At 60.5% G+C, this 22054-nt stretch carries 19 protein-coding genes and 1 pseudogene; 12 read left to right on the top strand and 8 right to left on the bottom strand.

From position 1 onward, the window contains the following. Positions 1 to 582 carry a cob(I)yrinic acid a,c-diamide adenosyltransferase gene (locus tag PSJE_RS11615; RefSeq protein ID WP_057713510.1) on the top strand — a complete coding sequence of 194 codons (582 nt, stop codon included), beginning with the start codon at positions 1 to 3 and terminating at the stop codon, positions 580 to 582. A 117-nt stretch (positions 583 to 699) separates the two neighbouring features. Here the strand turns inward: PSJE_RS11615 and PSJE_RS11620 are convergent, their stop codons facing one another. From PSJE_RS11620 to secA, 4 genes are all read right to left on the bottom strand, one after another. After that, positions 700 to 1644: a Nudix family hydrolase gene (locus PSJE_RS11620; protein WP_090457450.1), complete on the bottom strand. Its 945-nt coding sequence runs from the start codon at positions 1642 to 1644 to the stop codon at positions 700 to 702. After that, entirely contained in the window at positions 1641 to 2273 is a 633-nt protein-coding gene (locus PSJE_RS11625; protein WP_090457451.1) for a glutathione S-transferase family protein, read from the bottom strand. Before PSJE_RS11625 ends, PSJE_RS11620 begins: the two co-directional genes overlap by 4 nt. A gap of 148 nt (positions 2274 to 2421) precedes the next feature. Continuing rightward, on the bottom strand, positions 2422 to 3639 hold the full coding sequence (gene argJ / locus PSJE_RS11630; protein WP_090457453.1) for a bifunctional glutamate N-acetyltransferase/amino-acid acetyltransferase ArgJ: 1218 nt from the start codon (positions 3637 to 3639) through the stop codon (positions 2422 to 2424). Positions 3640 to 3759: 120 nt separating this feature from the next. Beyond that, on the bottom strand, positions 3760 to 6495 hold the full coding sequence (gene secA / locus PSJE_RS11635; RefSeq protein ID WP_057713507.1) for a preprotein translocase subunit SecA: 2736 nt from the start codon (positions 6493 to 6495) through the stop codon (positions 3760 to 3762). Between the two features lie 307 nt (positions 6496 to 6802). Here secA and PSJE_RS11640 point away from each other — a divergent pair, with 307 nt between their 5' ends. Continuing rightward, positions 6803 to 7258, top strand: a complete 456-nt coding sequence (locus tag PSJE_RS11640; RefSeq protein ID WP_090457454.1) for a DUF721 domain-containing protein — start codon at positions 6803 to 6805, stop codon at positions 7256 to 7258. A 102-nt stretch (positions 7259 to 7360) separates the two neighbouring features. On the opposite strand, the gene PSJE_RS11645 is transcribed toward PSJE_RS11640, so the two are convergent. Next, complete coding sequence (locus PSJE_RS11645; protein ID WP_090457982.1) at positions 7361 to 8839, bottom strand: helicase HerA-like domain-containing protein; 1479 nt, start codon at positions 8837 to 8839, stop codon at positions 7361 to 7363. A gap of 188 nt (positions 8840 to 9027) precedes the next feature. Between PSJE_RS11645 and PSJE_RS32360 the strand changes: the two are divergent. The 5 genes and pseudogenes from PSJE_RS32360 to gpgF all read left to right on the top strand — a co-directional run. Next, positions 9028 to 10059, top strand: a pseudogene (locus PSJE_RS32360) (HAMP domain-containing protein); the annotation flags it as partial. A gap of 93 nt (positions 10060 to 10152) precedes the next feature. Then, entirely contained in the window at positions 10153 to 10917 is a 765-nt protein-coding gene (locus PSJE_RS32365) for a methyl-accepting chemotaxis protein (RefSeq protein ID WP_456239065.1), read from the top strand. Positions 10918 to 11126: 209 nt separating this feature from the next. Further along, on the top strand, positions 11127 to 12239 hold the full coding sequence (gene gpgS, locus PSJE_RS11655) for an N-acetylglucosaminyl phosphatidylglycerol synthase (RefSeq protein WP_057713504.1): 1113 nt from the start codon (positions 11127 to 11129) through the stop codon (positions 12237 to 12239). Further along, the gene (gene gpgD / locus PSJE_RS11660; protein WP_090457458.1) at positions 12232 to 13008 is read left to right on the top strand and encodes an N-acetylglucosaminyl phosphatidylglycerol deacetylase; all 777 of its coding nucleotides are present in this window, start codon (positions 12232 to 12234) and stop codon (positions 13006 to 13008) included. The genes gpgS and gpgD overlap by 8 nt, the downstream gene beginning before the upstream one ends. After that, positions 13005 to 14000, top strand: a complete 996-nt coding sequence (gene gpgF / locus PSJE_RS11665) for a glucosaminyl phosphatidylglycerol flippase (protein ID WP_057713502.1) — start codon at positions 13005 to 13007, stop codon at positions 13998 to 14000. The genes gpgD and gpgF overlap by 4 nt, the downstream gene beginning before the upstream one ends. Here gpgF and PSJE_RS31290 read toward each other — a convergent pair. Then, positions 13987 to 14163, bottom strand: a complete 177-nt coding sequence (locus PSJE_RS31290; RefSeq protein ID WP_167362875.1) for a hypothetical protein — start codon at positions 14161 to 14163, stop codon at positions 13987 to 13989. The two genes, gpgF and PSJE_RS31290, sit on opposite strands and share 14 nt — an antisense overlap. A gap of 86 nt (positions 14164 to 14249) precedes the next feature. After that, complete coding sequence (gene purU / locus PSJE_RS11670; RefSeq protein ID WP_057713501.1) at positions 14250 to 15098, bottom strand: formyltetrahydrofolate deformylase; 849 nt, start codon at positions 15096 to 15098, stop codon at positions 14250 to 14252. A 336-nt stretch (positions 15099 to 15434) separates the two neighbouring features. Between purU and mvaT the strand changes: the two genes are divergently transcribed. Beyond that, positions 15435 to 15812: a histone-like nucleoid-structuring protein MvaT gene (mvaT, locus tag PSJE_RS11675; RefSeq protein WP_007933316.1), complete on the top strand. Its 378-nt coding sequence runs from the start codon at positions 15435 to 15437 to the stop codon at positions 15810 to 15812. A gap of 98 nt (positions 15813 to 15910) precedes the next feature. Here the strand turns inward: mvaT and sbcB are convergent, their stop codons facing one another. Continuing rightward, positions 15911 to 17341: an exodeoxyribonuclease I gene (sbcB, locus tag PSJE_RS11680; RefSeq protein ID WP_090457460.1), complete on the bottom strand. Its 1431-nt coding sequence runs from the start codon at positions 17339 to 17341 to the stop codon at positions 15911 to 15913. Between the two features lie 200 nt (positions 17342 to 17541). Here sbcB and PSJE_RS11685 point away from each other — a divergent pair, with 200 nt between their 5' ends. Genes PSJE_RS11685 through PSJE_RS11700 form a run of 4 tightly spaced genes read left to right on the top strand, consistent with a single transcriptional unit; the run spans position 17542 to position 21932 of the window. Beyond that, the gene (locus PSJE_RS11685; RefSeq protein WP_090457461.1) at positions 17542 to 18267 is read left to right on the top strand and encodes an RDD family protein; all 726 of its coding nucleotides are present in this window, start codon (positions 17542 to 17544) and stop codon (positions 18265 to 18267) included. After that, a complete protein-coding gene (locus tag PSJE_RS11690; protein WP_090457984.1) occupies positions 18264 to 19241 on the top strand; it encodes a stage II sporulation protein M in 978 nt (325 codons plus the stop codon). Before PSJE_RS11685 ends, PSJE_RS11690 begins: the two co-directional genes overlap by 4 nt. Next, positions 19228 to 20772, top strand: a complete 1545-nt coding sequence (locus tag PSJE_RS11695; protein ID WP_090457463.1) for a DUF4129 domain-containing protein — start codon at positions 19228 to 19230, stop codon at positions 20770 to 20772. The genes PSJE_RS11690 and PSJE_RS11695 overlap by 14 nt, the downstream gene beginning before the upstream one ends. 32 nt (positions 20773 to 20804) lie before the next feature. Further along, a complete protein-coding gene (locus PSJE_RS11700) occupies positions 20805 to 21932 on the top strand; it encodes a DUF4350 domain-containing protein (protein WP_191622241.1) in 1128 nt (375 codons plus the stop codon). Positions 21933 to 22054 lie beyond the last annotated feature (122 nt).

The raw sequence follows: 22054 nt of genomic DNA on the forward strand, positions 1-22054 counted from the left end.
ATGGGCTTTCGTTTGTCGAAGATTTACACCCGCACTGGCGACAAAGGCGAGACCGGGCTGGGCGATGGTCGTCGCGTGCCCAAGGATCACCCGCGGATCGAGGCCATTGGCGAAGTCGATACGCTGAACAGTCAGGTGGGCGTGTTGCTGGCCGGGTTGGCAGCGCAAACGGGTCAGTTTCCGGACCTGAACGAAGTGATCGAGGTATTGGCCCCCTGCCAGCACCGGTTATTTGATCTGGGTGGCGAACTGGCGATGCCGGTGTATCAGGCGTTGAATGCAGCGGAAATCGAACGACTGGAAGCGGCGATCGATCTGTGGAATGAAGAGCTGGGGCCGCTGGAAAACTTCATCTTGCCCGGCGGCTCGACGCTGATTGCCCAGGCCCATGTCTGCCGCAGCCTGGCGCGCAGCGCAGAACGGCGATGTCAGCAGCTCAACGCGATTGAACCGTTGGCCGGGGTTGGCCTGGCGTACATCAATCGGTTGTCGGATTTGTTGTTTGTTGTGGCGCGGTTGATTGCCAAGCGTCAGGGAGTGGCGGAGATACTTTGGCAGCCTGCGGCGAAACCTGAGGTTTAATCGGCGCCTGCCAGGCCCTCATCGCGAGCAAGCTCGCTCCCACAGTGGACTTGTGGCGTTCACAAAACCTGTGGGAGCGAGCTTGCTCGCGATGGCGTCAGAAGCTACAGCACAGAATCAGGCCTCAGGCCAAAACGCCCGAATCCCCGCCACACCCTGCGCACCCGCAGCCCAGGCTTTCTCGACTTCAGCCGGACCGACCCCGCCAAGCAGGAACACCGGCTTGCTGAAGCCCTCGATCAGGCTCGATGCCTGCTCCCAACCCAACGGCTCGGCACCAGGGTGAGTCAGGGTCGGTTGAACCGGTGACAGGGTCACGAAATCCACTCCCATCTGTTCGGCCAGCGCCAACTCTTCAGCGTTATGGCATGACGCCGCCAGCCAGCGCGATGCCGGTAGCGGTCGGCCAGCCGCTGCGTATTTACGCAGTTGCGCCGCGGTAATGTGCCAACCGGCGGACGGGAAGTCGCCCAGCCATTCGAACGGCCCCTTGATCATCAATTGCGCCTTGCCGGCACACAGTCCCACAGCATCCACTGCCAGGTCGCGGTATTTCGGATCGTAGCCGTTCGGTGCACGCAACTGGATCAGCTTGACGCCGCCGGCAATGGCCTTCTGAATACCACGCAGCAACGCGGAGGTTTCCAGGTCTTCCGGGGTGATCAAGTACTGCTCGGGTAACCGTGCGGCCGCGACGATCGGCCGGTTGGCTTCAGGGAACTCATAATCCGACAGGTCGCGGGGTGTCACCCAGGCCAGCGGCTGTCCCTCGGCACCGTGGGGCTCGCCGCTAAACGCCGAGACTTCCCAGACATCCAGCAACACCTGCTTGTCCGGGTAATCGTGCCGGACCTTGATCAGCGGGCGCGCCGCGCCGACCACGATGCCCAGTTCCTCATGGAGTTCGCGGGCCAGTGCGGTTTCGACCGACTCGTCGGCCTCGACCTTGCCCCCGGGAAACTCCCACAGGCCACCCTGGTGCTGGGTATCGGCACGGCGGGCGATAAGGATCTTGCCGTTGTTATCACGGATAACGGCGGCGGCTACATGAACTCGTTTCACCGCTCGATTTCCTCCAGTCCGGCCTTCTGCCAGGCCTTGAACGCTGGCCATTGGTAGAGGGTTTCAACATAGGCTTCATCAGCCGCGGACAGTTTCACCCGATAGGTGCGCAGGCGCACGGCGATGGGTGCAAAGAACGCGTCAGCCAACGTGATGCGGCCAAACAAGTACGGACCGCTCTCGGTCGCAGCGACACGACACTCGGCCCACAACGCTGACATGCGTTCGATGTCCGCCTGGACATCGGCCGGGACCGGCGACAGCGCTGCGTCATGGCCCAGGTCGAACGGCATGTTGCCGCGCATGGCGAAAAAGCCACTGTGCATCTGCGCGCACGCCGAACGCGCCTGGGCACGGGCGGCAGTGTCTTTGGGCCACAGGTTCGCGTCGGGGAACTGTTCTGCCAGGTATTCAGCAATCGCCAGGGAGTCGGCGATGGTTCCGTGTTCGGTTTTCAGCAGCGGGACCTTGCCGGTCGGAGAATGCTTGAGCAGACGCTCGCGGGTGTCCGGCTGGTTCAGTTTGATCAGTTCTTCGGTGTAGGAGGCGCCAGCCAGATCGAGGGCCAGAGCCCCGCGCAGGGACCAGGAGGAATGCAGTTTGTCGCCGATGATCAGGTGCAGGCTCATGTTCGGGACCTTTGGGATGAGGGAGACAGGCCAGTCTAGCTAGCGACTGACAGATCGCCATCGCGAGCAGGCTCGCTCCCACAGTGGTTCGAGGTGTACACAAATCCAATGTGGGAGCGAGCCTGCTCGCGATAGGGGCGACTCGATCTTACGTACGGTACTCGGCGTTGATCTTCACGTACTCGTGGGACAGGTCGGTAGTCCAGATGGTTTCGCTGCAATCGCCACGACCCAACTCGATACGGATGGTGATTTCTTCCTGCTGCATCACCGCCGCGCCCTGGGCTTCGGTGTAGGTCGCCGCGCGCGCGCCACGGCTGGCGATGCACACGTCGCCGAGGAACACGTCGATCTTGCTCACGTCCAGGTTCGGTACACCGGCACGGCCGACGGCCGCCAGGATGCGACCCCAGTTCGGGTCCGAAGCAAACAGCGCGGTCTTGATCAGCGGCGAGTGGGCCACGGTGTAACCGACGTCCAGGCACTCCTGGTGATTGCCGCCGCCGTTGACTTCAACGGTGACGAATTTGGTCGCGCCTTCACCGTCGCGAACGATGGCCTGGGCTACGTCCATGCACACTTCGAACACCGCTTGCTTGAGCTTGGCAAACAGTTCGCCTTCGGCGCGGGTGATTTCCGGCAGCGCAGCCTGACCGGTGGCGATCAGCATGCAGCAGTCGTTGGTCGAGGTATCACCGTCGATGGTGATGCGGTTGAACGACTTGTTGGCGCCATCGAGCATCAGGTTTTGCAGCACGTCGCGGGAGACTTTGGCGTCGGTGGCGATGTAGCCGAGCATGGTCGCCATGTTCGGGCGAATCATGCCGGCGCCTTTGCTGATGCCGGTAACGGTGATGGTCACACCGTCGTGCTGGAACTGACGACTGGCGCCCTTTGGCAGGGTGTCGGTGGTCATGATGCCGGTGGCGGCAGCTTCCCAGTTGTGGATCGACAGGTCATCGAGGGCCGCTTGCAGCGCGCCTTCGATTTTCTCGACCGGCAGCGGCTCGCCGATCACACCGGTGGAATACGGCAGCACCTGGCTGGCATCGACACCGGTCAACTCGGCCAGTTTCGCGCAAGTGCGCTCGGCGGCGGCCAGGCCAGGTTCGCCCGTGCCGGCGTTGGCATTGCCGGTGTTGGTCAACAGGTAACGCACAGCGCCTTGTACGCGTTGCTTGGCCAGGATCACCGGTGCGGCGCAAAAGGCGTTCAGGGTGAACACGCCGGCAACCGTGGAGCCTTCAACACAGCGCATGACCACAACATCCTTGCGCCCCGGGCGCTTGATGCCAGCCGAGGCGATACCGAGTTCAAAACCGGCAACCGGGTGCAACGTTGGCAAAGGACCAAGACCAACAGCCATGAATGCGCTCCTTTATAAATGATGTCAGCACCGTTTCAGCAGAACGGTGGTTCGAATGGTAAAACGCCGCGACGGCAGAAGCCGGTCGCGGCGCGGGTATTTCAGCGATTGAAACGGGTTTTACTGAATCTGCCCGTGGCAATGCTTGAACTTCTTGCCCGAACCGCAGTAGCACAACTCGTTGCGACCCAGCTTCTGCTCGTTGCGAACCGGTGCAGCAGCGAGAGCAACGTCAATCTCTTCGCCCAACGCTTCCGGTTGCTCCAGGCCTGGAGCTTCTTCATGCAGGAACTGCATGCGAGCGGCCAATGCCTCGGCTTCCTGACGCAGGCGCTGCTCCTCTTCGATCGGGTCTTCGCGACGAACCTGAACGTGGGACAGCACACGGATCGAATCGCGCTTGATCGAATCCAGCAATTCGGAGAACAGGGTGAAGGACTCGCGCTTGTATTCCTGCTTCGGGTTCTTCTGCGCATAACCACGCAAGTGGATACCGTGACGCAGGTGATCCATGGTCGACAGGTGGTCTTTCCACAGGTCGTCCAGCACGCGCAGAACGATTTGCTTCTCGAAGGTGCGCAGCGCTTCGGCGCCCGCCTGGTCTTCTTTCTCGTTGTACGCCGCGATCAGTTCCTGCATCAGTTTCTCGCGCAGGGTTTCTTCGTACAGGTGGTCGTCTTCGTCGAGCCACTGCTGGATCGGCAGAGCCACACCGAAATCGCTCTGCAACGCGGCTTCCAGACCGGCCACGTCCCACTGCTCAGGCAGCGATTGTGGAGGAATGTGCGCGCTGACGGTGGCCTCGAGCACGTCCTGACGGAAGTCAGCGATGGTCTCACCGATGTTGTCGGCGGCCAGCAACGTGTTACGCATGTGATAGATCACTTTACGCTGTTCGTTGTTGACGTCGTCGAACTCGAGCAGTTGCTTGCGAATGTCGAAGTTGCGGCCTTCAACCTTGCGCTGGGCCTTTTCGATAGCGTTGGTCACCATGCGGTGCTCGATCGCTTCGCCAGGCTGCATGCCCAGGGCCTTCATGAAGTTCTTCACCCGGTCAGAGGCGAAGATGCGCATCAGGCTGTCTTCCAGCGACAGGTAGAAACGGCTGGAACCGGCGTCGCCCTGACGACCGGCACGACCACGCAGCTGGTTGTCGATACGGCGCGATTCATGGCGCTCGGAGGCAATCACCTGCAAACCACCCGATTCGAGCACTTGCTGGTGACGTTTCTGCCAGTCGGCCTTGATCTGGGCAATCTGCTCAGGGGTCGGGTTTTCCAGGGAAGCCACTTCCACTTCCCAGTTACCACCCAACAGGATGTCGGTACCACGACCGGCCATGTTGGTGGCGATGGTCAGCGCGCCCGGGCGACCGGCCTGGGCAATGATCTCGGCTTCCTTTTCGTGGAACTTGGCGTTCAGGACCTTGTGTTCGATGCCTTCCTTCACGAGCAGGCTGGACATGTGCTCGGAGGTTTCGATGGTGGCGGTACCGACCAGGACCGGACGGCCCGCGGCCATGCTTTCCTTGATGTCGGCCACGATTGCCGCGTATTTCTCGTCGGCGGTCAGGAACACCAGGTCGTTGTAGTCCTTACGGGCCAGCGGCTTGTTCGGTGGAATCACCATGACCTGCAGGCCATAGATCTGGTGGAACTCGAACGCTTCGGTGTCGGCCGTACCGGTCATGCCGGACAGTTTGTTGTACAGACGGAAGTAGTTCTGGAAAGTGGTCGACGCCAGCGTCTGGCTTTCGGCCTGGATGTTCAGGTTTTCCTTGGCTTCGATGGCCTGGTGCAGGCCTTCGGACAAGCGGCGGCCCGGCATGGTACGGCCGGTGTGCTCGTCGACCAGTACGACCTGACCGTCCTGCACGATGTATTCGACGTTGCGATGGAACAGCTTGTGCGCGCGCAGGCCGGCGTAAACGTGAGTCAGCAGGCTCAGGTTGTGGGCCGAGTACAGGCTCTCGCCTTCAGCCAGCAGGCCGATGCGGGTCAGCGTTTCTTCGACGTACTGGTGACCGGCTTCGTTGAGTTCGACCTGACGGGTCTTCTCGTCGACGGTGAAGTGACCGGCCTGGGTCACTTCGCCTTCGACTTCTTCAACGTGCAGCTTGAGCTGCGGGATCAGCTTGTTGACCTCGATGTACAGCTTGGAGCTGTCTTCGGCCTGACCGGAGATGATCAGCGGCGTACGGGCTTCGTCGATGAGGATCGAGTCGACTTCGTCGATCACGGCAAAATTGAGTTCGCGCTGGAATTTTTCTTCCATGCTGAACGCCATGTTGTCGCGCAGGTAATCGAAACCGAATTCGTTGTTGGTGCCGTAGGTGATGTCGGCGGCGTAGGCAGCGCGCTTCTCTTCCGGCGGCTGGAACGGCGTGACAACGCCGACCGTCAGGCCGAGGAATTCATACAGCGGGCGCATCCAGTTGGCGTCACGGCGGGCCAGGTAGTCGTTCACCGTCACAACGTGCACGCCGTTGCCGGACAGCGCGTTGAGGTAAACGCCCAGTGTTGCCACCAGGGTCTTGCCTTCACCGGTACGCATTTCCGCGATCATGCCTTCATGCAAGGTCATGCCGCCGATCAGCTGGACATCGAAGTGGCGCATGCCCATGACACGCTTGCCGGCTTCGCGGGCGACCGCAAAGGCTTCTGGCAGCAGTTTGTCGAGGGATTCCCCTTTGGCGATGCGGGCCTTGAACTCGCTTGTCTTGGCACGCAATTGATCGTCCGAAAGGGCCACCATTTGCTCTTCGAAGGCATTGACGAGTTGCACCGTCTTGAGCATGCGTTTGACTTCACGCTCGTTCTTGCTTCCAAAAAGTTTCTTTAACAAAGGCGCAAACATATCGGCAGGATCTTCCACACTAAAGGGATGGAGGGCGGCCCCGTGAGTCGCCCGTGCAGCCCTCATGGCCGCATGCGAACGAGCATTCTACCCGGAAACGATGGAGAGGAAAGTGGCGATATTCCACGATGCTGGCACAGCGCTTTGACGGGGCTCACTTAAAATAAGGGCGTTTTGCTCAACTTCAAGCCGTTCAAGGCAGAAGTTAGTTGTTGATTTAATGGGTAAAGCACCCACAAAAGCAATGGGCGGGTGCACTCGGTGCTTTCTGCTACCATGGCGCCTCTGTTACTTCAGGTGTCTGATCATGGCATTTCGCCCACTTACGGCCAAAGTACCTGCCGTTCTACTACGCGAAGCCAAGCCGCTGAAGGCCATTCTCGGCCACGCTCAACGCCTGGGTCATCTGCAACGTTTGCTCGAAAGCCAATTGCAACCCGCCGCTCGCGAGCATTGCCACGTGGCTTCCTGGCGCGAAGGCAGTTTGTTGCTGATTGTCACCGACGGTCATTGGGCAACCCGCCTGCGTTACCAGCAAAAGCGTTTGCAGCGGCAATTGCAGATGTTCGATGAGTTCGCCAATCTGACCCGGATCCTGTTCAAAGTTCAACCGCCGACCGTTCAGCAAGGTGCGGCCGGGCATACCATGGACTTGTCCAACGACGCGGCAGCGACCATCCAGGCCACGGCCGATGGGATCAGCGACCCGAATTTGCGGGCAGCGCTGGAGCGACTGGCGGCGCACGCCAAAACCAGAACCTGATACAAATCCAATGTGGGAGCGAGCTTGCTCGCGATGGCGGTGTGTCAGACGGCATATCCGTTGAATAGCAGACCGCTCCCACATTGATTGTGTTCGCTCAAGCTAGCGGCGTTTTTTGCTGCCTAGCAACGACCCCATCAACCCACGCACCAACTGTCGGCCAATCTGGTTCGCCGCCTGTTGCATCGCCGATTTCAGTGCCTTCCCTGCCGCGGTGCCGAGGAACTCTCCCGCCTGTTCGGTGAAGCTCGGTTCTTGTTTACCCTGCTCCGCTTCGGGCTCAGGTGCCAGGCCCTTGCGTCCCATCAGCACCTCATAGGCCGAGTCACGGTCAATCGGCTTGTCATAACGCCCCTGCAATGGCGAACCGGCAATCAACGCTGTGCGTTCTGCACCGGTCAAAGGCCCGATCCGCGATTGCGGCGGTGCCACCAGAACCCGCCGGACCATTTCCGGCGTGCCTTTTTCCTGCAGGGTGCCGACCAGCGCCTCCCCGATCCCGAGCTCGGTCAGCACCGACAACGCATCAAACGCCGGGTTCGGCCGGAAACCCTCGGCTACCGCGCGCAGGGACTTCTGTTCCTTGGCGGTGAACGCACGCAGACCGTGCTGGATGCGCAAGCCCAACTGCGCCAGCACATCATCCGGCAGGTCACCCGGCGACTGGGTGACGAAATACACGCCCACGCCTTTCGAACGAATCAGCCTCACGACTTGCTCCAGACGGTCACGCAAGGCCTGGGGCGTACCGTTGAACAACAAGTGGGCCTCGTCGAAGAACAGCGCCAGCAATGGCTTGTCGGCATCGCCACGCTCAGGCAACTGTTCGAACAGCTCTGCCAGCAGCCACAGCAGGAACGTTGCGTAGACTTTCGGCGCTTCATGCACCAGGCGGCTGGCATCCAGCAAATGAATGCGACCGCGCCCGTCCGCCGTGGGCTGGAGGATGTCTTCGAGTTGCAGCGCCGGCTCGCCGAACAAGGCTTCGGCGCCCTGTTGCTCCAGGGTCGCCAGACGTCGCAGCAATGCCTGGCTGGAGCCGGTGGTCATCAATGCCGCATCGTCGCCCAGCAACTGGGGGTTGTCCCGCAGGTGATTGAGCAATGCCTTCAGGTCCTTGAGATCAAGCAACAACAGGCCTTCGCGGTCCGCCACCTTGAACGCGGCGTACAGCGCCGACTGCTGACTGTCAGTCAGCTCCAGCAGACTGCCCAGCAGCAGCGGCCCCATTTCACTCAAGGTTGTGCGTAAAGGATGACCGGACTGACCGTGTATGTCCCACAACGTCACCGGATAAGCCTGAGGCTTGTGGTTGAGCCAGGGCATCCCGGCAATCCGCTCGGCGATCTTGCCCTGGGGATTGCCGGCGGCGCCGAGGCCGCACAGGTCACCCTTGATGTCCGCGGCGAACACCGCCACGCCGGCATCGCTGAAGGCTTCGGCCATTCGTTGCAAAGTGACGGTCTTGCCGGTGCCGGTCGCGCCCGCGATCAATCCGTGGCGGTTCGCCAGGCGCATGGCCTGGGCAGTCGGCTGCCCTTCTGGATCGGCGCCGATAACGAGTTGCAATGAGTCAGGCATTTGGTCACCCATGATTAATCTTTGGTCCTACACGGCCGATAGAGATAACGACAAAGCAGTCAGACACGATCTGGTCGGAAATTTCCCTAAGGAGAGTCGGAAAATTCACTTGCTTTCAACCTTGCCCGTCGTGCGTCCCTTTATAAAAGCACGCGCTGGACATTAAGACCTTAGCGGAACCCCAAGCCATGAACAAAAATCTGCGTTTCAGCCATAAAATCCTGCTTGCTGCCGCCCTCATTGTGATTGCCGCCTTCGCCTCCTTTACGCTGTACAACGACTACTTGCAGCGCAATGCCATCCGCCAAGACCTGGAAAATTATCTGCAGGAAATGGGCGCGGTGACCGCCAACAATATCCAGACCTGGTTGAACGGGCGCAGCCTGTTGATTGAAAACCTGTCACAAACTGTCGCGCTCAACCCCGATGCCGACAACGTTTCCAGCCTGCTTGTACAAAAAGCCGTGACCTCGACCTTCATGGGCGCCTACCTCGGTAGCAAGGATGGTTCTTTCATCATTCGCCCGGACAGCAAGATGCCCGATGGCTACGACCCGCGTGCACGTCCCTGGTACAAGAGCGCGCAAGGCAGCAGCGGTTCGGCATTGACCGAGCCTTATATTGATCTGGCCTCCGGCCAACTGGTGATTTCCATTGTCGACAGCGTTATCAAGGACGGCCAGAACATCGGCGTGGTCGGTGGCGACCTGAGTTTGCAGGTGATCGCCGACAGCCTCGGCAAGCTGGATTTCGACGGCATGGGTTATGCGTTCCTGGTCAGCTCCGACGGCAAGATCCTGGTACATCCCGACAAAGCGCTGGCGATGAAGACGCTCAAGGATGTCTACCCGCAAGACACGCCGGCCATCAGCAGCGCCATGAGCGAAATCCTGGTCGACGGCAAAACCCGCATCGTGACCTTCACCCCGATCAAAGGCTTGTCATCGGTCAACTGGTACATCGGTCTGTCGGTCGATAAGGAAAAAGCCTACTCGATGCTCAGCGAATTCCGCACCTCGGCTGTGGTTGCGACCATCATTGCCGTGGCCATCATCATCGCCCTGCTCGGCATGCTGATTCGCATCCTGACCCAGCCGTTGCACGTCATGACCCGCGCCATGGCCGACATCGCCGACGGCGAAGGCGACCTGACCAAGCGCCTGACCATCCAGAACAATGACGAATTCGGCACTCTGGGCACCGCGTTCAACCGTTTCGTCGAGCGCATTCACGGCTCGATCCGCGAAGTGTCTTCGGCCACCGGGCAAGTCAACGAAGTGGCATTGCGCGTAGTGGCGGCTTCCAATTCGTCGATGTTCAACTCCGACCAGCAAGCCTCGCGCACCAGCAGCGTCGCGGCCGCAATCAACCAGCTCGGCGCCGCCGCCCAGGAAATTGCCCGTAACGCCGCTCAGGCTTCGAGCCAGGCCAGCGATGCCCGCAGCCTGGCCGAAGACGGCCAGCAAGTGGTGGACCGCAGTATCGTGGCGATGAATCAACTATCGAGCATGCTCAGTGCATCGAGTTCCAACATCGAATCGCTGAACAGTAAAACGGTGAACATCGGGCAGATTCTCGAAGTGATCACCAGCATTTCCCAGCAAACCAACTTGCTGGCGCTCAACGCCGCCATTGAAGCCGCCCGCGCCGGTGAAGCCGGTCGTGGATTTGCCGTGGTGGCGGACGAAGTGCGCAACCTGGCACATCGCACGCAGGAATCGGCGCAACAGGTGCAATCCATGATCGAGGAGCTGCAGGTCGGCGCCCGGGAATCGGTCAGCACCATGAGCGACAGTCAGCGCCACAGCCAGGACAGCGTGGAAATCGCCAACCTTGCGGGTGAGCGCCTGAACAGCGTGACGCTGCGTATCGGTGAAATCGACGGCATGAACCAGTCGGTGGCCACCGCGACCGAAGAACAGACCGCCGTAGTGGAGTCGATCAACGTCGACATCACCGAAATCAACACGCTGAACCAGGAAGGTGTGGAAAACCTGCAATCGACATTGCGCGCGTGCTCGGACCTTGAGCAGCAGGCGGCGCGGTTGAAGCAGTTGGTAGGTAGCTTCAGGATATAAGGCAACCTCACCGGCCTCATCGCGAGCAAGCTCGCTCCCACAGTAGATCTATAGTGCGACAAAGATTCCTGTGGGAGCGAGCCTGCTCGCGATAGCGGCCTGCCAAACGATACATCCCCCCGCCGACATCCCTCCCGCAAACCCCAACCGAACATCTATCCTTCATATAGGTCAACCAAAGGAGTAACAGGACCGGAGGATCGTTCATCGTGCATATCGCGGACATCACCATGTTCTACGCCCCTGCCAGCGGAGGCGTGCGCACTTATCTGGATGCCAAGCACCGTCGCCTGGGCATCAAGCCAGGCATTCGCCACAGTTTGCTGATCCCCGGATCGTCCTTTGGAGAGCAGGATGGCATCTTCACAGTTCCCGCCCCTGCCCTGCCCTTCGGCAAGGGCTATCGCTTTCCTCTGCGTCTGGCGCCCTGGCGCAATGTCCTGCAAGACTTGCAACCCGACCTGATCGAAGTCGGCGACCCCTACCTCACCGCTTGGGCGGCGCTGGATGCGCGGCGCCAACTCGATGTGCCGATCATCGGTTTTTATCACTCGGACCTGCCCCTGCTGGTCAGCAACCGCATGGGCAACTGGGTGACCAACAACGTCGAGGCCTATGTCAGCAAGCTCTACGGCAACTTCGACAGGGTCCTGGCGCCCAGCCGGGTCATGGCCGACAAACTCACCGGGCTTGGGGTCAGGAATGTCTTCGTGCAGCCGCTCGGCGTCGACCTGCAAACCTTCAATCCCGATGCCAGAGACCCCGGGCTGCGGGCCGAACTGGGTCTGGACGAAAACACCCACCTCTTGATCTTTGCCGGGCGCGGTTCCAAGGAAAAAAACCTGCCGGTGCTGCTCGACTGCATGAAACGCCTGGGCCGACGCTATCACCTGCTGCTGGTTGGGTCGTCGATGCCCACGGCCGTGCCCTCCAACGTGACGGTGATCGACGAGTTCTGCCCGGCGGCGCAGGTGGCCCGCCTGATGGCCAGCGCCGACGCCTTGCTCCACGCTGGCGATCAGGAAACCTTCGGCCTGGTGATACTCGAAGCCATGGCCAGCGGTATTCCGGTGGTAGCCGTGGCGGCCGGGGCTTTCGAAGAAATCGTCACCGAGGACTGCGGCCTGCTCTGTGCGCCGAACAATCCCGCCGCGATGGCCACCGCTGTTCGAGAACTGTTCGGCTCGGGCAGCGTAGCGCTGGGCCAACAGGCGCGATTACATGTCGAACGACATTATGCCTGGGACACGGTGGTCACCAGTTTGCTGCGCCACTATCACGCCGTGCTCGGCAGCCAATGGCCGCTGACAGCCAATGGTTGAGCCCATGAACAGTCCCGCTTTACTGCTGGTACTGCACGACGTGGCGCCGCCCACCTGGGCCGATTACCAGCCGTTCGTCAAAGCCGTCGACGCTTTGGGTGGCGTACCGATCACCTGGCTGGTGGTGCCGGATTTGCACAAACACAACAACCTGGACGCCCATCCGCAGTTTTGCCGCCAGCTCAGTGCCAGGGTCGCCCGGGGCGACGAACTGGCACTGCATGGCTATTTCCATTACGACGACGGGCCGATGACCATCAATCCCAGCGACTGGTTCATGCGCCGGATCTACACCCACGAAGGCGAGTTTTACCGTTTGTCGCAGGAAGACGCCCTCGCCCGCCTGCGTTCGGGCATCGAGATGTTCCACCGCCATGACTGGCCGCTGGAAGGGTTCGTCGCCCCGGCCTGGCTGATGAGCCAAGGCACTCGCCAGGCATTGCGCCAATTGCCGCTGAGTTACACCAGCGACTCGCAACATTTATACCGGCTACCGGATTTCACCGCGCTCCAGGCGCCGGGGCTGGTCTGGAGTGCGCGCAGTGCCTGGCGCCGGGGTGTGTCGAAGCTCGTCAGCGACCGGCGTGAACAGCGCTGGCAGCACGCTCCGGTGATTCGCCTGGGCCTGCACCCGGTGGACATGCGCCATGAGTTCTCGCGCCGATACTGGCTAAAAACCCTTGAGCGCCTGCTCGACAACGGACGGGTGCCAATGACCAAGGCCCACTGGCTGGCGATGCAAAACGACCGACTGGGCCGTGCCGCATGAGTCGCGCACTGCTGTTGCTCGTCGGTCTGCTCGCGGCAGTGCTGATTCCATTACTGTTGGGCGGCAGTGAAATCTGGTCTCGGCTGACCGCCTTTCCGCTGCCGTGGTTGCTGGTCATGTTCGGCATGATCCTGTTGTGCTGGGGGGTGAACACCCTGCGTTTGCGCCTATTGCTGGGGGATCAATGCGACAAGGTCGGCCGGCTCAGGAGCCTCGGCATGGTGATGGCCGCCGAATTCGCCTACTGCGCCACGCCCGGCGGCAGTGGCGGGCCTCTGACGATCATGGCTTTGCTGGCGCGTCATGGCGTGCGTCCGGCCAGGGGCAGTGCGGTGTTTGCCATGGATCAACTGAGCGACTTGCTGTTTTTCCTCTGTGCCCTGAGCGGGATTCTGATTTATGCCCTGTTCCAGCACCTCAGCCAGCGTATGGAATGGATGCTGATGGTCAGCGCCGTTTCGCTGTTCGGCGGCCTGATCAGTTGCGTCATGGTGGCGCGCTATCACCGATTATTGATTCGCCTGAGTGGTCGTTGGCTCGCCCGACTCAATGTCAAAGCGGCCACTCGAATGCGCTGGGCGCGCAAACTCCTGCAGTTTCTGGCGGCGTTTACCGACACGTTGAAGTTGCCCGTGCAGACCTTGATCAAGGTATTCGCCCTGACCTGTGTGCATTGGGGCCTGCGCTACAGCGTGCTGTACCTGGCGTTGCGTGGGCTCGGCGCGGATTTGCAGTGGGCCTGGAGTTTTCTGATCCAGATGCTGGCACTGAGCGCCGGGCAATTCAGCCTGCTGCCGGGCGGAGCCGGGGCGGCCGAGTTGACGTCCGCCGCGCTGCTGGCGCCCATGGTCGGGAAGTCCACGGCAGCCGCGGCGATTCTGATTTGGCGGGCGGTAACCTATTACTTCTATTTACTGGTCGGTGGGCCGGTGTTTCTGCTGATGCTGGGTCGGCCGCTGCTGAAGAAGTTGATGAAACTCAGGCAGGCTTAGGTTTGTCCTCGGGCTCTTGCTGCAACTGTTCCCACAACTGCGCGGCGCCGGGAAACTCCGTACCGGTTTCAGGCCCCATGTCATCCGGGTCGTAGCGGCTCAGGCAACCCTCGCCCAGCGTGGCGGGAGCCTTGGAGGTGGCTTTGTCCAGTGGATCGGCCATGGTCATGTCCTCGGTGCAAAAACGGCGAAGGGCCTGAAGCGATTGAACGCCCAGGCCCTTCGAATTTCAACTGTGACGTACGTCTGTCAGAAGACGACGGTCTTGTTGCCGTGCACCAGCACGCGGTCTTCCAGGTGATAACGCAAGCCACGGGCCAGCACCATTTTCTCGACATCGCGGCCGAAACGCACCATGTCTTCGATGCTGTCGCTGTGGTTGACGCGCACCACGTCCTGCTCGATGATCGGGCCGGCATCCAGCTCTTCGGTCACATAGTGGCAAGTCGCGCCAATCAGCTTCACGCCGCGCAGGGAGGCCTGGTGGTACGGCTTGGCACCGACGAACGACGGCAGGAAGCTGTGGTGAATGTTGATGACCTTGTGCGCGTATTCGCTGCACAACTCAGGCGGCAGGATCTGCATGTAGCGGGCAAGTACCACCACTTCGGCATCGTGTTGCTTGACCAGGCGCGAAACCTCGGTGAAGGCTGGCTGCTTGTCCTGCGGATTGACCGGGACGTGGTAGTACGGAATACCGTGCCACTCCACCATGCTGCGCAAGTCATCATGGTTGGAAATCACACAGGAAATTTCGCAGTCCAGTTCATCGCTGTGCCAGCGGTGCAGCAAGTCGGCCAGGCAGTGCGACTCGCGGCTGGCCATCAGGACCACGCGCTTCTTTTGCTCGGTATCGGTGATGCGCCAGTCCATCGAGAACTCTTCGGCGATCGGGGCAAAGGCTTCACGAAACGCTTCTATACCAAATGGCAGGGAGTCGGCACGGATTTCGTGACGCATGAAGAACCAGCCACTGAGATTGTCCGAGTGATGGCTCGCTTCAGTGATCCAGCCGTTGTGTGATGCCAGAAAGTTACTGACTTTGGCAACGATGCCAACACGGTCCGGGCAAGAAATCACCAGACGAAAAGTGCGCATGAGGGGGGAACTCCAGAACTTCGCAAAGGCCGCCATTCTAGCGATTGCGCAACAAAACTGCAGTATTGTTGACGTTTCGCCCTGCCGGAAGGTCAGTGCGGCAGGGCGGACACCAGCAGTGCCTGCTTGCACAGATGCTCTTGCGGTGCCGGCCATTTGTTAATTTATGTATATCTGACAGACCGGGACCACACTAATAATCGCACTACCAATGCGCGCCAGAACCCCGGCAATTAAATTGAATAAACTTGCCTTAAATGTTTACTTGATGAAACACCGTGACTATTATTGCCGCACTGTCACCTGCCATCCAGCGCACAACATAAGGTAGTCCACATGTCCTTGATCAACGAATATCGCGCCACCGAAGAAGCTATCAAAGAGCTGCAAGCCCGTTTGAAGAACCTGTCCCAAGACGACAAACTGCAAACCGAGCTGGAATTCGAAGGCAAACTGCGCACCCTGATGGGTGAATACTCCAAGTCCCTGCGTGACATCATCGCGCTGCTGGATCCAGAATCCAAAACCAAGGCACCACGCGGCGGTGCAGTGAAAACTACCGGCACCAAGCGTGCTCGCAAAGTTAAACAATACAAAAACCCGCACAACGGTGAAGTCATCGAAACCAAAGGTGGCAACCACAAGACTCTGAAAGAGTGGAAAGCCAAGTGGGGCGGTGACGTGGTGGAAGGCTGGGCTACCCTGCTGGGCTAAGCCTCAGAGCTTGTCGCAGATGGATCCGTGACAAAAAATAACGCCAGCAAATGCTGGCGTTATTTATGCTCGGCGTTTAAGCCCTGGCATGTTCGATTTCAAAGACTCAAACGCTGGCGCAGTCCCTGGACATAATCCTGCCACTCACCGAGTACCCCCTGCTGAAACGCAGTAGCACTAACGCTCAATTGGGCCGCGGCTTCTACAAAACTTTCAAGGGTATTTGGCGCACCCCATTCAGGGTCTGACAAACGTTTCTGACAGAATATTCGCCAGCGTTCTTGCTCTTCGGAGTTCAACGTGTCGGGAAAGTTGCGTGCGCGATATCGAAACAGCAATTCAGGCAAACGTTCGTCATCGAAAGGCCACTGCTCTTGTGCCAATTGCATCGGGTCAACGGTCCTGACTTGTTCACACAATCGCCGATCCCGATCACCGATAAATCCATCGTATAACTGTTGCTCCGGATCCTGGCTCTGGGAAAAGTCTTCGCGGGCATAAATCGCCAGGATTTTATCCAGCCAAACTTTCCGGGCGCCATTGAGCTGCGACACCCTCTGCTGATACAGCGCCATATCCAGCCCCAGACGCTGCTGATCTTCCTGGCGAAGTACCGACAACGGTGCCACCACCGGGCACTTGTTGATGTGAATCAGCTTCAACGGCACCGGCAACTCGCCTTCGGCCAGTTCGTCGCGGCGGGTATACAAGCGCTGGCGCAAACTTTCGGCATCCAGGTCGAGCAGGCCCTGGGGATCCAGGTGCAGGTCACAGACAATCAGGGCGTTTTTGTTGCGCGGGTGCCAGGCCAGCGGCAACACCACCCCCACATAGTTGCGCGCGGCCGAAAAACGTCCGGAAACATGCACCAGCGGTTGCAGCAGGCGTATCTGGTCCATGACTTTTTGCTTGCTGCGCAGTTGAAATAGCCAGTCGTACAGCTTTGGCTGTTTTTCCCGTATCAGGCGCGCCAGGGCGATCGTCGCGCGAACGTCCGACAGTGCTTCGTGGGCATTGCCATGATCGATGCCATTGGCAGCGGTCAGGCGTTCGAGCTTGAGCGTGACCCGCCCCTCGTCATCGGTCGGCCAGACCAGGCCATCGGGACGCAAGGCATAGGCGGCGCGCACCACATCGATCAGGTCCCAGCGGCTATTGCCGCCCTGCCACTCCCGCGCATAGGGGTCGAAAAAGTTTCGGTACAGGCTGTAGCGGGTCATCTCGTCATCGAAACGCAAGGTGTTATACCCCGCACCACAGGTACCGGGCGCCGCGAGTTGGGCATGCACCCGGGTCATGAAATCGGCTTCGCTCAAGCCGTGCTCTTGCAGTTGCCCGGGGGTGATTCCCGTGATCGCGCAGGCGGCAGGATGCGGCAGGATGTCGTCACTGGGCTGGCAGTAAAGATTGACCGGTTCGTCGATTTCATTGAGATCGAAGTCGGTGCGCAGGCCGGCCATTTGCAACGGACGGTCACTACGGGGATTGATGCCAGTGGTTTCGTAGTCGTACCAGAAAATGGAGGTCACGGGCGATTCCTGAACTGAAGATCGGCAAAGTCTAGGCGTTCACCGCCCGCCCCGGCCAGTAGTCTTGTCATTCAAGCACCTTGCGCGACTCACCATGCAATGCATAGTTATGTCGTTTCCCCCGCCCCCCGCCCCTCGAATAGGCTGCTAGCATCGAATGGATACACAATCCCGAATAAGGCCACATCATCAGGTTGCCCATGCTCGAGACCACAGCACAGCCACGGAATGCGCCGCTGTCACCTCCGCTGGATACGCGGTACCAGGTCGAAACGCCGGAGGGCGTCGACCTGCCACTGCGCCCGGCCGGGTTGATGGTCCGTGCGCTGGCATTCTCCATTGATCTTGGTTTACGCGGCCTGGTCCTGGGCGTGCTGTTCATTGTGCTGGCGATGCTCGGCAAACTCGGAGCCGGGCTCGGCTCGATCCTGCTGTTCGTGGTGAGCTGGTGGTACATGGTGCTGTTCGAGGTGCTGAATCACGGTCGCTCGCCGGGCAAGCAATGGATGGGCCTGCAGGTGGTGCACGACGATGGCACCCCGGTCGGCTGGTCGGCGTCGCTGTTGCGCAACCTGCTGCGCGTTGTCGACCTGCTGCCGTTCGGTTACTTCCTCGGGGCCATCAGTTGCCTGCAACATCCCCACTTCAAGCGCCTCGGCGATATCGCCGCCGGGACCCTGGTGATCTACCGCGAACGACCGCACACCCGCCCCCAGCTCCCCGAAGCCCGGCCCCGCCGCCCGGCCTTTGTCCTGACACTCACCGAGCAACGAGCCATCCTCGGGTTTGCCGAGCGCCAGGGTGAACTCTCCGAAGCGCGGGTCAATGAACTGGCTTCGATTCTCGCCCACCCCTTGCAAGTCGAACCCCCGCAGGCAGTGACCGAGCTCAACGGTATCGCCCGCGGCTTGTTGGGGCCGACATGAAGCAAAGCCTTTTTGAAAGCCGGCACAAGGCCGAATGGGATCATTTCGCCCATCTGCTCGAGCAGTTGGAACGGGACGGCAAGGCTACCGAAGCCGGCAGCTTCCCGAAGGACTACCGACGCCTCTGCCAACACCTGGCACTGGCACGGGAGCGTGGCTACAGCAGTTTTCTGATCGACTCCTTGCAGCAACAGGTGCTGCGCGGACACCAACAGCTTTACCGTCATCGCAGCCATTTGGGGGCCAATGTGCTGGCGTTCATCCTGGCCGACTTTCCGCGACTGGTGCGCGAACAGTGGCGTTTTGTCCTCGCCGCCAGCCTGATGTTTTTTGGCAGCCTGACCGGTTTCGCGCTGCTGGTGTACCTGTACCCGGCGCTGGTCTACAACCTGATCCCCGCCGAGCAGGTCAGCGAGATGCAAAGCATGTACGACCCTGTTGCCGGTCACCTCGGGCGCACGGCGGAACGAGCCGCCAGTGAGGACTGGGCGATGTTCGGCTACTACATCATGCACAACATCGGCATTGCCTTTCAGACCTTCGCCAGTGGTTTGCTGTTCGGTCTGGGCAGCGTGTTTTTCCTGATTTTCAACGGCCTGATGATCGGTGCGGTGGCCGGGCACCTGACCTACGTCGGCTACGGACAAACCTTTTGGTCATTCGTGATCGGCCATGGCGCTTTCGAACTCAGCGCCATCGCCCTGGCCGGTGCCGCCGGTCTGAAGCTGGGCTGGGCCTTGGTCGCCCCGGGGCGCCTGCCACGGGCCGAGGCCTTGCGATTGGCTGCGCGCAAGAGCGTGCTGCTGATCTGCGGGGTCATGCTGTTTCTGTTGATCGCGGCGTTTATCGAAGCCTATTGGTCGTCAATGACCGGCCCTTCGCACCAGACCAAATATCTGGTCGGCGCGGCGCTCTGGCTGTCGGTGGTGGTTTATCTCGTGTTTGCCGGACGTCAGCGCCATGCGCCTGAGTGACGCCACGGTGGTGATTCGCCCGCGCTCGACCTGGGAAGCCATGGACCTGGGGGTGCTGCTGAGCCAACGCCACCGACGTCTGTTGATGACCAGTTGGGCCTTGGTCACCTTGCCGGTTTTCGCGCTGCTCAGTTGGGGGCTCTGGGATTCGCCCGATCTCGCCGTGTTCATTTTCTGGTGGCTGAAGCCGGCGTTCGAACGCCTTCCCCTATACATCCTGTCCAAAGCCATGTTCGGTGAAACGCCCACGCTCAAACAGGCCCTGCGCCAATGGCCACGTCTGCTCAAGCCGCAATTGCTGGCCAGCCTGACCTGGCGACGCCTGAGTTTGCCCCGCAGTTTCGTGATGCCGGTGGTGCAACTCGAAGGACTGGACGGGCAGCAACGGCAACAACGCCTACAAGTGCTGTTGCAGCGAGACGCCGGCACCGCACGCTGGCTGACGATCATCGGCGCGCACCTGGAAGGCGCATTGTGGGTCGGCTTGATGGTGTTGTTCTATCTGCTGCTGCCACAACAGGTCGCGCTCGACTGGAGCTGGCAGTCGCTGATCTCGGCGGCCACCCAGGACTGGCGTTGGCTGGAACACCTGACTAATGCCTTTTATGCACTGGTGCTGGTGGCCTGGGAACCGATCTATGTCGCCTGCGGTTTCAGCCTGTACCTGAACCGGCGCACCGTGCTGGAGGCCTGGGATATCGAACTGGTGTTTCGCCGGATGCGCCAACGCCTGGTCAGTGCAGGCGCTGTCCTGTTGATGGCCGTGATTATGCTGATGCCAACCACCCACAACGCATGGGCCACAGAACCGGCCTTCTCACCCGACAGCCCGCGCCTGCTGGGCCAGCCCCTTACCAGTCAGGCCTCCAGGGACAGCATCAAGGCGATCCTCGAACAGGCGCCCTTCAAGAACCGGGAATCGGTCACGCGCTACCGCTTTGGCGAAGAGCAACCGAATGCTGAAGCTTTGGACGACGGCAAGACACCACAATGGTTGAAGGCGCTGTTGAAGCTGTTCGAGGGGCAACACTTCGGGGCATTGGCGACACTGATCGAAATCGTACTGTGGGGCATCGTCATTGGCGCCGTCGGCCTGTTGATCTGGCGCTATCGCGACTGGCTGCAGGCGTTCGTCAGCCGACGACCGCCCCTCAATGTCAAAGCCACGCGACCGTTACCGCAGCAGGCGTTCGGCCTGGACCTCAAGCCCGAATCCCTGCCCGCCGACATCGCCGCCCACGCCGAAAGCCTCTGGCAAGCCCACCCACGCGAAGCGCTTGGCTTGCTCTATCGCGCTCTGCTCAGCCGCCTGCTGCACGACTTCAATATCGTGCTCAAGGCCGCCGACACCGAAGGCCAGGTGCTTCGGCGTGTCGAGCTACTGCAGCAGCCGGCCTTGCTGGCCTACAGCCAAAACCTTACCGGGCACTGGCAAAACATGGCCTACGGGCATCGCCTGCCGCCCGCTCAAGTGCAACAGGAACTGTGTAACGGCTGGCGTGTTCTGTTCGGTCCGGAGGCTGTCCGTTGAGTCGGCGCCGGGGTTCGATAGCCGGTGCGTTGATGGCCGTGTTGCTGGCTGCGTTGAGTGTTTATCTGTACCTCAAGGCGACTCCCTACCAGACCGAAATCGATCACGGCCCCTCCCCCGAAGCCAATGCCAACCCTTATCTGGCGGCCGAGTTGTTCCTGCGCAAGCAAGGCCTGAAGGTCGGCCACGCCAATGGCCTCGATATCCTGCCCAGCCTCGACCCGCATCAACACAGCCTGCTGTTGCTCGGGGAACGCTACAACATGACCCCACGGCAGATCGACCAGGTGATGAACTGGACCCGGGCCGGCGGGCGGCTTCTGTTCGTCGCCGAGTCGCTGTGGGATGAAAAACTCGGCCATAGCAATGACCTGCTGCTCGACCGGGTGCAACTGCACCAGTCCTTGAGCAAAGACCTCAAGGACCCACCGCCGGATGTCGGTGACGATCCGTACCCGCAACTGACCAAGCTCTATCTGGAAGGCGAAGACGCCCCGGCCTATGCCGGTTTCGATACCGCGTTCCATCTCGAAGACCCGAAAAACCTCGCCCTGGCCTGGGCCAACAGCGCCAGGGCCACGCATATGATGCAACTCAACCACGGGCTCGGTTCGATCATCGTGGTCACCGATGCCGACCTGTGGAAAACCCCGACCATCGACCGGTACGACAACGCCTGGCTGCTCTGGTACCTGACCGCCGACACCCGCGTGACGCTGATCTTCAACACCGATCACGACAGCCTGCTTACGTTACTACTGCGTTACTTCCCCCAGGCGCTGGTCGCGTTGCTCGCCTTGATCGGCCTGAGTTTCTGGCACTTTGGCGTGCGCCAGGGACCGCTGCTGGAAGCGGCTCCGAAAGCACGCCGGCAATTGCAGGAGCACCTGCGCGCCAGTGCCGACTTCCTGTTGCGCCGCAACGGTCAGGCCGTCCTGCTGCAAGCCTTGCAGCAAGACATCCTGCGGCGTGTACGGCGTCGTCACCCCGGTTTTGAACAGCTCGGCGTTGCCGAACAATGGCTGGTGCTCGCGCGCCTGACCGGCCAACCCACACGCGCCATCAGCCAGGCCATGAGCCCGCGGCCGAAACAACGGCTTTCCAGCGTTGAATTCAGCCGCCAGGTCGCCCACCTGCAAACCTTGAGGAACGCCTTATGATCTGGCACCTGACAAGTGTTGGATTCCCATTGGATTAGAAGACAGTCCCTTACGAGCTGTTCGAGGCTACCTCCGGCAGTTGCGGGTGCAAGCCACATTTGAGTCGGCCTCTCATCGTCCGC

It is taken from the genome of Pseudomonas jessenii (assembly GCF_002236115.1).
GTDB lineage: Bacteria > Pseudomonadota > Gammaproteobacteria > Pseudomonadales > Pseudomonadaceae > Aquipseudomonas > Aquipseudomonas jessenii.

Bases quoted from the DNA above. Each gene is read 5' to 3' on its own strand.
- PSJE_RS11615 (WP_057713510.1), top strand. From the start codon at position 1: ATGGGCTTTCGTTTGTCGAAGATTTACACCCGCACTGGCGACAAAGGC.
- PSJE_RS11625 (WP_090457451.1), bottom strand. From the start codon at position 2,273: ATGAGCCTGCACCTGATCATCGGCGACAAACTGCATTCCTCCTGGTCC.
- argJ (WP_090457453.1), bottom strand. From the start codon at position 3,639: ATGGCTGTTGGTCTTGGTCCTTTGCCAACGTTGCACCCGGTTGCCGGT.
- secA (WP_057713507.1), bottom strand. From the start codon at position 6,495: ATGTTTGCGCCTTTGTTAAAGAAACTTTTTGGAAGCAAGAACGAGCGT.
- PSJE_RS11640 (WP_090457454.1), top strand. From the start codon at position 6,803: ATGGCATTTCGCCCACTTACGGCCAAAGTACCTGCCGTTCTACTACGC.
- PSJE_RS11645 (WP_090457982.1), bottom strand. From the start codon at position 8,839: ATGCCTGACTCATTGCAACTCGTTATCGGCGCCGATCCAGAAGGGCAG.
- PSJE_RS32365 (WP_456239065.1), top strand. From the start codon at position 10,153: ATGTTCAACTCCGACCAGCAAGCCTCGCGCACCAGCAGCGTCGCGGCC.
- gpgD (WP_090457458.1), top strand. From the start codon at position 12,232: ATGGTTGAGCCCATGAACAGTCCCGCTTTACTGCTGGTACTGCACGAC.
- gpgF (WP_057713502.1), top strand. From the start codon at position 13,005: ATGAGTCGCGCACTGCTGTTGCTCGTCGGTCTGCTCGCGGCAGTGCTG.
- PSJE_RS31290 (WP_167362875.1), bottom strand. From the start codon at position 14,163: ATGGCCGATCCACTGGACAAAGCCACCTCCAAGGCTCCCGCCACGCTG.
- purU (WP_057713501.1), bottom strand. From the start codon at position 15,098: ATGCGCACTTTTCGTCTGGTGATTTCTTGCCCGGACCGTGTTGGCATC.
- mvaT (WP_007933316.1), top strand. From the start codon at position 15,435: ATGTCCTTGATCAACGAATATCGCGCCACCGAAGAAGCTATCAAAGAG.
- PSJE_RS11685 (WP_090457461.1), top strand. From the start codon at position 17,542: ATGCTCGAGACCACAGCACAGCCACGGAATGCGCCGCTGTCACCTCCG.
- PSJE_RS11690 (WP_090457984.1), top strand. From the start codon at position 18,264: ATGAAGCAAAGCCTTTTTGAAAGCCGGCACAAGGCCGAATGGGATCAT.
- PSJE_RS11695 (WP_090457463.1), top strand. From the start codon at position 19,228: ATGCGCCTGAGTGACGCCACGGTGGTGATTCGCCCGCGCTCGACCTGG.
- PSJE_RS11700 (WP_191622241.1), top strand. From the start codon at position 20,805: ATGGCCGTGTTGCTGGCTGCGTTGAGTGTTTATCTGTACCTCAAGGCG.